The 11,935-nt window shown below is 58.0% G+C and carries 5 protein-coding genes; all 5 read left to right on the top strand.

Going from position 1 to position 11,935, the window contains the following annotated elements; translation table 11 throughout:
* Positions 1 to 10 precede the first annotated feature (10 nt).
* The 5 genes from wecB to WS46_RS00715 are packed head-to-tail and all read left to right on the top strand — an operon-like array spanning position 11 to position 11,907.
* Complete coding sequence (wecB, locus tag WS46_RS00740) at positions 11 to 1,129, top strand: non-hydrolyzing UDP-N-acetylglucosamine 2-epimerase (RefSeq protein ID WP_059689035.1); 1,119 nt, start codon at positions 11 to 13, stop codon at positions 1,127 to 1,129.
* Positions 1,126 to 2,394 (top strand): UDP-N-acetyl-D-mannosamine dehydrogenase, encoded by a 1,269-nt coding sequence (gene wecC / locus WS46_RS00735; protein WP_059689034.1) that lies wholly within the window; start codon positions 1,126 to 1,128, stop codon positions 2,392 to 2,394. Before wecB ends, wecC begins: the two co-directional genes overlap by 4 nt.
* On the top strand, positions 2,391 to 4,640 hold the full coding sequence (locus WS46_RS34945) for a hypothetical protein (protein WP_156443057.1): 2,250 nt from the start codon (positions 2,391 to 2,393) through the stop codon (positions 4,638 to 4,640). The genes wecC and WS46_RS34945 overlap by 4 nt, the downstream gene beginning before the upstream one ends.
* Positions 4,637 to 6,484, top strand: a complete 1,848-nt coding sequence (locus WS46_RS00720; RefSeq protein ID WP_059689031.1) for a BNR repeat-containing protein — start codon at positions 4,637 to 4,639, stop codon at positions 6,482 to 6,484. The genes WS46_RS34945 and WS46_RS00720 overlap by 4 nt, the downstream gene beginning before the upstream one ends.
* A gap of 17 nt (positions 6,485 to 6,501) precedes the next feature.
* Entirely contained in the window at positions 6,502 to 11,907 is a 5,406-nt protein-coding gene (locus tag WS46_RS00715) for a glycoside hydrolase family 99-like domain-containing protein (RefSeq protein ID WP_179949107.1), read from the top strand.
* The last annotated feature ends 28 nt before the right edge of the window (positions 11,908 to 11,935 follow it).

Raw genomic sequence — 11,935 nt, 5'->3', positions numbered from 1 at the left:
GGGGACGGCGATGAGAACCTTGATCGTGCTCGGAACGCGACCGGAAGCGATAAAGATGGCGCCGTTGGTCAACGTGCTGAAGAAGGATCCGGAGATCGAAACGAAAGTCTGCGTGACTGCGCAGCATCGGCAGATGCTCGACTCGATGCTCGGGTTCTTTCGTGTTCGTCCCGACTACGATCTGGACGTCATGGCACCCGATCAATCCCTTCTGGGGATGACGAGCAAGGCATTGGCAGGCCTTGATTCCGTGTTGAGCGATGCTCGTCCGGACCTCGTGCTGGTACAGGGCGACACGTCGACGACGCTCGCCGCGGCGCTATCGGCACATTATCGGCAAATCTGCGTGGGTCACGTGGAGGCAGGACTGCGCACCGGGAATTTGTCGGCTCCGTGGCCGGAGGAGGCGAATCGACGTCTTACGAGCGTTCTGGCGAAGTATCACTTCGCTCCGACATCGTCTGCGCGTGACAATCTTTTGCGAGAGGGTGTTTCGAAAGATCGCATCCACATCACGGGCAATACGGTTGTCGATGCCCTGTTGGAAACCGTGGCCGGCATGCGCGAGGATGTCGCTCAGCGCAAAGCGCTGGATACCCGATTCGCCTTCCTCAATCCGGAAAGGCGCTTGATTCTTGTGACTGGCCATCGCCGGGAAAATCTGGGCGAAGGGCACGAGGCCGTTTGTCTCGCGCTGCTGGAAATTGCGCAGCGGGGCGACGTCGAAATCGTTTTCCCGGTGCACCTCAATCCCAAGGTCAAGCAGCCGGTACATCGACTTCTTGCACATGCTCCTGGCGTGTTCCTGATCGAACCGCAGGATTACCTGCCGTTCGTTTACTTGATGAACCGGGCAGCACTGGTCATTACGGATTCCGGTGGCATTCAGGAAGAAGCACCGGCCTTGGGCAAGCCGGTACTTGTGACACGCGAGACGACGGAACGCCCCGAAGCCGTTGCGGCCGGTACGGCAAAGATCGTCGGGACCGATTCAGCCACGATAGTTGCGGAAGCAACCAGATTGCTCGACGACCCGGCGAGCTATGCCGCGATGGCGCGAGCGGCGAATCCGTATGGGGACGGCAAGGCTGCGCAACGCATCCGCGATATTCTAGTGAGTACACGTTGAACACCATTTCAATCATCGGTCTCGGCTATATCGGCTTGCCGACCGCAACGCTATTCGCTTCACGCAAACTGCGGGTGATTGGCGTCGATGTATCGCCGTACGTCGTCGATACGATCAACCGTGGCGATATCCACATCGTCGAGCCTGAACTGGACATCCTGGTTCAGGCGGCGGTGGGTGCCGGCTATCTGAGAGCGGCTGCGCACGCCGAGCCGGCGGATGCATTCGTCATTGCCGTACCGACGCCGTTGACACCGGATCACCGGCCCGATTTGAACTGCATCGAGTCGGCGGCGAAGTCGATCGCTCCCGTGCTTTCCAAAGGCAACCTCGTCATTCTCGAATCGACGTCGCCGGTTGGCACGACGGAAATGCTGGCCAACTGGCTGGCAGAGATGCGCCCCGATCTCAGTTTTCCGCAGCAGGTGGGTGACGAATCCGATATTCGAATTGCCTACTGTCCTGAACGGGTTCTCCCCGGGCGCATCGTCCATGAGCTGGTCGTCAACGATCGTGTGATCGGCGGTATGACGCGCGGATGTTCCGACGCAGCCGTCGCACTCTACAAGTCATTTGTGCAGGGTGATTGTATTGTCACGGACGTGCGCACCGCGGAAATGTGCAAGCTGACCGAGAACAGCTTTCGTGATGTCAACATTGCTTTTGCCAACGAGCTTTCGATGATCTGCGACAAGCAGGGAATCGATGTCTGGGAACTCATCAAGCTGGCAAATCGGCATCCTCGCGTGAATATCCTGCAACCCAGTTGTGGGGTGGGTGGGCACTGCATCGCCGTCGATCCGTGGTTCATCGTGGACAGCGCGCCGGATGAATCGACGTTGATCCAGGCCGCTCGTCACGTCAACGACGCCAAGCCGCAGTGGGTCATTCGCAGGGTGAACGAGGCCATTGTCGAGATGACGACGTCCGGCGCCACGCGTGGCGATATCCGCATCGCGTGCCTGGGCGTTACATACAAGGCGGATATCGACGATTTGCGCGAAAGTCCGGCGCTACAAATCGCCGGGATTCTTGCCGAAAGCCATCCCGGCAAGATCATGATAGTTGAGCCGAATCTCGAAGAAATGCCGGAACACTTGGCGACTTCGGGAATGAATCTGGTGACGCTTGACGAGGCGCTTTCGCGAGCCGACATATTGGTTTTGCTGGTTGATCACACTGAATTCAAAAGTGTGAAACCTGACCGGATCGATGGAAAGGTACTCATCGATACACGTGGCATTTGGAAGGGCATAAAACAATGATCGAACAAGAAAATTCGACCATCCGGGTCAATGTTGAATCTCGTCTCGAGGCAATGAAAGAGGAGAACGAGATTCTGCTATTGCAGCTTCATCAGGTGCAGGAAGAACTCGAACACCGTTATCGGCAGGAGAGAGCTGCAGAAGACGAGTGGTCGAGCGGGGCATTGGGAAATCGCGGATCGAGCGCGAGCAAGGTCGATGACGAGTTGCACAATGCCTTGGCCGAAAATCAGCGCTTGCGTGCGTTGGTGAACGCGCAGAGAAAGGTCCATCGGCTTGAGAGGGAAAACGCCCTGAATATCAAGCTCGGGAATCTTTTGATTCAAGGCGTCGATTCGCCGAAGACGCTGTTCTCCGTACCTGGCGCGCTTGGGAGGATCTGGCGCAACTATCGTCGCCAGTCGCCCCCCGAAGTGCTCGGCGGGAAGGACTTTACGAAGGTCATTGCCGCGTATGGTGCCGGAGGCTTCGAGGCGGTGGAAAAGCTGATGGCTCGCGACTCGATTTCTCCGGTCACTCGGGCGAACGGCTATACGACGCTCGGGCGTCATCTGATGAATAGCGATCGCGCCAGCGCGGCAGAGGCGGCGCGACGAGCGTACGCGTTGGAGCCGAAGTCCTTTCGACTGAAATGGCTCGCCTTCAGGCTTCATGAGGCGGGCAGTCTCGTCGAAGCGGAAGCCTTGCTGGACATCCTGCCATCGGATACCAAATTCAGCGATTCGGAGGCTCGCCAAGCCAGCCAGTTGCGCCATGAAGCCAAGCAAGCTCGCCAACGCGAAGCGAAGCAGGGTGCCGGATTTTCCGAGCGTCGGGACGAGATCGAGAAGCAACTGGCCAGTCTGGCTCGAGCGCGTGACGAGAGCGCGCAGTTGCTTGCCGAACGCACGCGCGAGGTCGAGGCGCTGACGCGGGTCAATGCGCAACTGACGCAGGAAAAGTCCGCGTTGGTAAAGCATCAGGAAACGGCGCTGAAGCATTCTGGCGCCCGAGATCAGGAAGTCGATGCGCTTAAACAAGCCAACGCGCGCCTCGAGCGAGAGAAATCTGACCTCGAGCGAACGAAATCTGACCTCGAGCGAGAAAAATCCGAACTTGTGGCTCGTCACGAAAATGCTGTCAGACAGGTCGCCGAGCGTACGCGGGAAGTTGAAACCCTGAAGCAAGCCGAAATGCGACTGGGGCAAGAGCGCTCCGAGCTCGTCGAGCAGCACGAGAGAAACGTCGAGCATGTCGGCGAACTCTGTCAGGACGTCACCGACCTGACGGAGGCAAAAACTCAACTGGAAGAAGAACTTCTTGCCTCGATCGCAATGCACGAGGAGGTGATCGAGCAGTTGATCGCTTGTAGCCTGGAAGTCGAGTCGATGAAGCAGGCGTGGGCGCAACTGGAACAGGAGAAGTTGTCGGCGTTGGCGCAACACGACGAGATCAGCGCTCAGGTGGTCGAGCGTACAAGGCAGGTCGGAGCGCTGGAGCGGGTCGTGATGCACCTCAAACAGGAAAAGGTGGCACTGGAGGGGCGGCATGAGGCGACGCTCAGGCAGTCGTCCGAGCAGGCGCGGCGCGTCGTGGATCTCGAGCGGATGGTCGCGCGGCTGGAGCACGAAGTAAGGGGGCTGACCACGCGGCATCAAGCGGAGATTGCGACGCAGGTGGCCGAACGCGCGCGCGAGGTCGATGTTCTTGCGCAGGATCGGGCACGTCTCGAGCGAGAAAATCTGGCGCTGGTCGCGCAATACGACGACGTCGTCAGGCATGCGATCGATCGCGATCGTGAAATCGAACAGCTCACGCAAGGCAAAGCAGAACTGGAACAACAAAACTCGGCATTGACCACCCAACTCGAAGATGCCAGCGAGCATGCGGCCGAGCGCTCGCGTGAGCTCGATGCGCTGAAGCAAGCCAATGCCGTATCCGAGCGTGAGCGGCAGACGTTGGCGGCGCGGTATGAGGATGCCGTCAAACAGGAGGGCGAACGCAGACGAGAGATCGAACTTCTGGTTGCAGCCAAAAAGCAGCTGGAAAGTGAAAAGTCGACCTTGATGAGTCAGCATGGCGAGTCCTCCCGACTGGTGACGGAGCACATCGAGCACATCAACGCGTTACAAGAGCAGCTCGAAAATCAGCAGGAGAGCGATGCGGAGTTGAAGGCGCGTCAGAGGATGGTGCAGGAAGAAATGATTCGCGCGGAAGCACAGCTTGAGCTGATCAAGGACATCCTGCTTCGAGAGCCAGAGCTATGAGAAAGAAGTCGGTGAACTTGCGCTACAGGGCACTGGCAAGTCAACGTGTGCGGCCGAACGAAATCGTCGAGATTCGGTCCGAGCAGACCGTCGTGCCTTATGACGAAAATCTGCTCGAACGAGCACGTACCCAGTGGCAGTTTGGCGATTGGCAAAGCCTCGCCCGACTGGAGCGCGCCACCCTGCAACACCATCCCGAGCGTGCAAAGTTGGCCTTGCTCGCGGCATCGGGGCGTCTGCAACTCGGACGATTCGCCGAAGCCAAACTCTATGTGCGGCTCGCTCGGGACTGGGGCGTCAGCGAGCGTCATCTTTGTCAGATTCTCGTCGCCGGCGTGCATAACAGTCTGGGACGTGCCGCTGTCGTAGCAGGGAGTTTCCCCCGGGCATTGAAACATTTCGAGTCGTCGATCAGGGTCGGCGCGCCCGGGTCGGACAAGGTGTTGTTGACCAAAGCGCGAATCAGTCAACAATGTCAGGAGCTTGGCATGACGTCGACCCATCTCGAAAGCGACGCAAGCGCGGCATTGCGCGGACTGGCTCATTCGAGTTCCGCTTTCGACGTTGTCACGCTGTCAAAGCTCCATCTCGGTGATGCGTGGGCCGGTAACACCATCAATACCGTCATTTTCAGGCATCACGGGATACTGACCCATCTGGACTGGCAGGTTACTGCGTTCTATGTCGATTCACGGACGCTGCGCATTGTTCGGCGCAATCTGAAGACGGATGCGATCGAGAGCCATGACGTAGAAGGTTCGTACGATCTGAACGACGCGCACAATAGTATTAGCCTCGGCGTTGACCGGAATGGTCATATCCACCTGTGCTACGGGCATCACGCTACGCGATTGCGTTATCGCCGAAGTATCACGGCCAACGACATTAACGAGTGGACGGATGAGCTTCCGATGACGGGCACGTCCGAAGAACGGGTGACCTATCCGACCTTCATTCAGCCGCATCATGGATTTCCGCTCGTCCTGCTTTATCGTGACGGCGTGCACGATAGCGGAAACGCTCGCCTCAAGGCGTACGACGAAGAGACCAAGCGCTGGACGGATCGCCCCTTGCCGATTCTCAGCGGCAGTGAGTCGAAGCCCTGGACGAGCAACGCTTACTGGAACCATCCGGCCATCGGCAACGACGGAAGCTTGCATCTCAGCTTCGTATGGCGCACGCATACGCTCGGTGACGACGATCTCATCAACAATGTGAATATCGGATATGCATGTTCATTCGATAATGGTGCCAGTTGGAAGACGTCAAAGGGTCGAGACTATCAACTTCCGATCACCCAGGTTAATGCTGAAATAATTTGCCCGATCTCGCCCGGAAGTAATTTGATCAATCAGTGCAGCATGGCATTGGACAGCCGAAACCGTCCGCATATTGTTTTCTATGCGGACGATTCGGATGGCATTCCGCAGTATCAGCATTTGTACTTCGATGGCGCGAAGTGGCGGCATCAGACCATTTCTGCGCGCACTCAGCCTTTTGCATTGCGAGGGAAGGGGACGCTGCAAATTCCGATAAGTCGCCCGGAGGTGGTCATCGATCGATTCGACAATGTATATGTCATCGCTCGCGGAGATCATAGCCGCGGTCGAATGGCCGCGACTTTGCTTGCGGCACCCGATTACATGTGGTCGGAGAAAAACACGCGATTCATTCTGGATGAGGATCTCGGCTTTGCCGAACCAATCATCGATCGAACTCGCTGGGAAAATGAGAGTGTTCTCAGCCTGTTGTTGCAGCGTAACGAGCAGCCGGCGCATGACCTTGACTGCCAGGTTGTGAGCTCTGCAGTCACGTTGTTGGACATCAAATTCACAAATAACTAAATGTGATGAACAAGAATATGAAAACGCCTCTCGCACTTGGCAACGAATACATGCGTTCGGGGAAGTACGAAGACGCCATTCGGAAATATGCCGAGGTGTTGATCACCACGCCCGGGCTCGCCCGGATCGCGTCGACGAACCTCGCTCTCGCGAAGCAAAGATATCGAAAGAGCCGCGAAGAGGCCGGCAGGCCGCGAGTGGGTGTCTGCAGTTGGGAACTCGCACATAATTCGGCGGGGCGAGCCTACACGCTGGCGATGGTGTATGAGCGATTTGCCGACGTGGAGATCATCGGCAGCCTCTTTCCACAGTTCGGGCGGGAGATCTGGGGGCCGATACAGGAAACCGAAATTGCAAAGCACGCAATCCTGGTAGAGGACGAGTCGCGATTTGTCGAGCAGGCTATCGAACTGGTTGTCGCGCATCCCTACGATATCGTGCATCTCTCGAAGCCGCGCGGTCCCAATGTCTTGTTCGGCGCGTTGTACAAGCTGATCTGGGATGCGAAGGTATTGATGGACATCGACGACGAGGAGTTGGCGTTTGTCCAGGCAGAGTCCCCTATCGGCATCGGGGAGTATCTGGACAAGCACCATCAGTTCCCGAGGGTGAACCTGGCCGGCCAGGACTGGACGCGCATTGCCGTTGGCCTGGTGAATTTGTTCGATGGTGTCACCGTTTCGAACCCAGCGCTGCAGAATCGATATGGTGGCCTGATTATTCGTCACGCTCGCGACGAAAATGCCTTTGTTCCGTCGCCGGAGTTGAAGAGCAAGAGCAGGAAAAAATACGGCCTGCCCGCGGACAAGAAAATCGTGCTGTTTTTTGGTACCCCCCGGCCGCACAAGGGGCTGGTCGAGACCGCCGAGGCAATCGCCGAGCTCGGGCGGGATGATGTCCTGTTCGCAATCGTAGGAGACTTCCCGGATCAGTCGCTGAAGGAGGCGCTCAAGCAGATTCGCGGTTGCCAGACAGCATTCATCGCGAACAAACCATTCGCCGAAATTCCGGCCGTCGTCTCGATGGCTGACGTCTGCGTTTTCCTGCACGACGGTGGGCTGGCTGCGCAGTTTCAGGTTCCGGCAAAGCTCACCGATGCTGTCGGGATGGGGGTCCCGGTACTGGCTTGCGACTCGCCGGCAATGGCGGATCTGTTCAAGTATGACGAAGTCTCGATGGTTTCTATCGACAAGCTTGCACCTGCGCTCGGAGCCGTGTTGGATGCCGTCGACGGAAACTCGCAGCAGGGCAACAGGCGCAGCACGCTGTTTCAAGACATCCTGTCCGTGGGGGCTAACGCCGAGGAATTGCGAAACTGGGTGGCGGACCTTCGTTGTTCGAACGATTCGGAAATCGTTCGACTCTTTGGTCATTTGATCAATCGCGGGCGCGAGCGCGAAGCAACCGTCGATACGATTCGGGTGGACCGAGCGGCCAACGACGTGGTGGCGAAGTCGAACGTCAGCCATCGGACCGATCAACCGATGTTCAGGTTGGGAAAGGACGCGTTCATGTTGCGCGGACTACGTCCGATGGCCTCGATCGCGATCGTGGCAAACGTGATGAACGACGAAGCGTGGGAGCGTGTGAGAAGGACGCTTCCCGTTCTGGGCCAGCGACACGATTTGTTTGTACTTGGGTTCTCCGATGTCGAGCACGTCAATTTCGGCAACTTGACCGCATCCGTGACGATCGTTGGCGACGGCGATGGCGAAGGGAACGCCCAGAATTTTCTGCGACTGGCCGGATCGAATGTATTCGATGACTATCAGGCCGTACTGTGGCTTGCGCCCGGCGAGGGTGACGACGAATTGTCGGACGTGGCGAGCCGGGCAGTCGAATTTACGGCGGATTCTGACTGGGGAATACGTGCGAAACGGTTCGTCTCGCTTTCCAAGGAGGGCGGCAATCATCGTGTGATCGACGGCGTGAAGATTGCGCTGTCCCGCATGGGGCTGAGCCTTTCGGACGAGACGGTCACGGTGCCGGTCGGCGCCGAAGTGTGGCTCAAACCTTTGCTGTTGAGAGGGCTGGCTTCGGCGCTCTGGGCGAGCGAGCTTGTCGGTGACAAGAATGCTGCCAACGGGTTTCCGGGACGGCCCACTGTTCTGGGTGTGTTGTCCGTACTGGCAAAACTCGGGAATCTGTTTGTTCAGTCAGAAGCGAGAAAAGGCGCTCAAGCGATTCAGCCCGCTCGTCCTCGGACGTTGAAGACGATCGCGTTCTATCTCCCGCAGTTTCATCCGATCCCGGAAAACGATTTGTGGTGGGGGAAAGGTTTCACGGAGTGGACCAACGTCACGCGGGCTCGACAGTTGTTCAGAGGCCATTATCAGCCGCGAGTGCCGACCGAGCTCGGATACTACGATCTGCGTCTCGAGGAAACACAGGTCGCGCAAGCCAAACTGGCCAGCGAGTTCGGGATTCACGGGTTCTGCTACTACTATTACTGGTTCGACGGCAAGAAACTGCTGAATTATCCAATCGAGCAGATGGCTCGATCCAAGAGCGTCGACACGGGCTTCTGCGTTTGCTGGGCCAACGAGAACTGGTCACGAAACTGGGATGGGCAGAACCGGCATGTGCTGATGGAGCAGACCTATACGCTCGAGAGCAATGTCGCGTTGATTCGGGAACTGATCCCGATGATGAAGGACCCGCGCTGGATTCGGTACGACGGCAAGCCGGTGATGATGGTATATCGAATTTCGATCATTCCGAACTGGCTGGAAACCGCCGCTGCGTGGCGCGAGGAGTGCCGGAAGGCGGGGCTGGGTGAGATTCACCTGTGCGCTGTTCGGTTCGGGCTGGAAACGCTGCAAGGTTCCCCGGAGGATTACCGGCTCGATAGTTATGTCCTGTTTCCGCCTCACGAAGCGGAGCGCGTCGATCTGCGTGACAAGGTGCACGACCTGCACAAGAATTTTGGCGGCCAGATCTTCGATTACTCGGCAGTGGTCGAGGGTGATATCGCGAAGTTTGAGGATGGCTATTCGTGGCCGGTTCACCGAGGAACCATGCTGGGTTGGGACAATACCGCTCGCCGCCTGACGGATGCGCGAGTGTTCCACGGAGCGACGCCATATGGCTTCCGTCGCTGGATGCAGCGCATCCTCGAGCAAGAGCAGCGTTTCAACCAAGGCAACGAGTCGCTCGTCTTCATCAACGCGTGGAATGAGTGGGCGGAGGGCACCTATCTTGAGCCAGATCAGCGGTGGGGTCGTTCGTATCTGCAGGCCTTCGCCTCGGCGGCTGAATCTGTCGCTGGAGTTACGCCGCAAGTATTGCCTGCGGGGATCGCTGCTGGTTCGAAAGAAGCGGACGTACTCAAGCTGCCGGAAAATTCGCTTGTGGATACGAAAGATGCCATCACGGACGGAAAGCCGCTGCCTTCGGTTGCCTGGCATGAAGGACAGAGGCAGCCGAACCCGGACTGGCCGACAGTGATGCTCTGTGCGCACATCTCCGGCCATCATCTGTTTGGCGGAGAGCGGAGTCTCCTGGATGTGCTGAGCGCGTTCGCCGAACAATCCGTCAACGTCGTGATGACCCTGCCGTCCGGCGGAAACAAGGCCTATATTCGCGAAATATGTGAGCGCAGCCTCGGTGTGTATTGCTTTCCCTATCCGCAATGGAAGAACAACCGTGCCAGCAAGGCCTGGTTGACGGTGACCTTTGCAGACATCATCGCGCGTCACGCTGTCGATGTCGTGCATGCGAACACAATCGTGCTGCTTGAGCCGTTGGAGGCCGCGACGCGCATGGGCAGGACCCGGGTCGTTCACTCGCGCGAACTGATTTCGCTGGATGACCCTTTGCGTGAACAACTTGGTTTGTCGATCAGCGAAATCATCGGGCGCGTATTCGAACGTTCGGATTGGGTGATCGGGAACAGTCGCGCCACGAGTCAATTGTTTTCGCGTCCGGAAAAGACGCTTTACGTACCCAATGCGGTGACGCTGAGCGATTTCGAACTGGGAAACAAGTTCGGTAACACCATCAAGTTCGGCATTGTCAGTTCGAATATTCCGAAGAAGGGTGTTGAGGATTTCGTCGAGGTGGCGCGGCGAGCCGCGGAACGCACACCGCGAGCCCGCTTCGTGGTGGTTGGTCCGGTGAATGCCCAGGTCAAGAAGTGGCAGGAAGAGGTCGCGTCCGGTGCGCGTCCCGACAATCTGATCATTGCCGGCTATGCCGAACATCCGCGCAAGGCGATGTCGGAATTGAACGTGCTGCTCAATCTCTCGCACTTTGCCGAGAGTTTCGGCCGTACGGTTGCCGAGGGAATGGCCGCCCGCCGCCCGGTTATTGCCTATGACTGGGGTGCGCTGAGCGAGCTGGTGCAGCACGGGAAGACGGGCTTTCTTGTGCCTTACCGCGATATCGACGGAGTCGTGGACGCGGTGGTGCGTTTCTGCGAAAACGACAAGCTCGTTTCCGAAATGGGGCAGGCCGGACGCAAGTTTGTCGAGCAGCATTTCACTCAAGACAATTTGAAGGCCGCGCTTTCCGATGGCTATGCAAAGATCTTCGAGCGGGAGGGTTTGATCGCGACGGGTAACGCACCAGCCGCTGTCGCGGCGCGCGCGATCGGCTATGCAAAGCCGACGACCGTGATTGTGCCGGTCTATAACGCGGTCACTGCCGTTCGCGACTGCCTGCGATCGGTGCTCCAGCATACCGATCTGACTCGGGACCGATTGATCGTGATCGACGACGGGAGTCCGGATCCGGGCATCACGCCGATGCTCGAAGAGTTCGACGGCGTGCCGGGTGTTCTTATTCTCAAGAACAACGTGAATATCGGCTATACCAAGACGATAAATCGCGGGATTCGCGAGGCGGGCGACAACGACGTCGTATTGCTGAACTCGGATACGATCGTAACGCCGCGCTGGCTCGAGGGGTTGCGGGCCGCCGCCTATAGTCGCGAGAAGGTGGCGACCGTTACCGCGATGAGTGATAACGCGGGGGCGTTTTCATTCCCGAAGTTCAACGAATATTGTCCGCGTCCGCCGCATCTGAGCCATGACGAATACGCACTCCTCGTGACACAAGCAACACAGGCATGTGTTCCGCCGGAAGTGCCGACCGGGTCGGGATTCTGTATGTATATTCGCCGAGCGCTCATTGACGAATGCGGGGCGTTTGACGAGGAGGGCTTCCCGCGCGGCTACGGCGAGGAGAACGACTTCTGCATGCGTGCTTATAAGGCCGGCTGGCGCAACCTGATTTCTCCCTGGTCGTTTGTCTATCACATTCGAACGGCCAGCTTCAAGGGCGAAAAAACGGCATTGGTCAAAGCGGGCGTGGATGTGGTCACCCGACGATATCCGGAATACGCGGGGCTCGTGAAGGCGGCCTTTGCCGGAGTTGAAATGGGACGCGTGCGCGAAGCGGCCGGCGCTGTGATGAGGCGCTGAGTGAGCTGCGGTGGCCGCCGACGAAACG

Source organism: Burkholderia sp. RF4-BP95, assembly GCF_001521985.1.
In the GTDB taxonomy this organism is placed as follows: Bacteria; Pseudomonadota; Gammaproteobacteria; order Burkholderiales; family Burkholderiaceae; genus Burkholderia; species Burkholderia diffusa.
The sequence above is the reverse complement of the archived record's forward strand: the minus strand, read 5'-3'. Positions and strand labels throughout refer to the sequence as shown.

Excerpts from the sequence above, each read along its gene's own strand:
- wecB (WP_059689035.1), top strand. The coding sequence starts at position 11 with ATGAGAACCTTGATCGTGCTCGGAACGCGACCGGAAGCGATAAAGATG.
- WS46_RS00715 (WP_179949107.1), top strand. The coding sequence starts at position 6,502 with ATGAAAACGCCTCTCGCACTTGGCAACGAATACATGCGTTCGGGGAAG.
- WS46_RS00720 (WP_059689031.1), top strand. The coding sequence starts at position 4,637 with ATGAGAAAGAAGTCGGTGAACTTGCGCTACAGGGCACTGGCAAGTCAA.
- WS46_RS34945 (WP_156443057.1), top strand. The coding sequence starts at position 2,391 with ATGATCGAACAAGAAAATTCGACCATCCGGGTCAATGTTGAATCTCGT.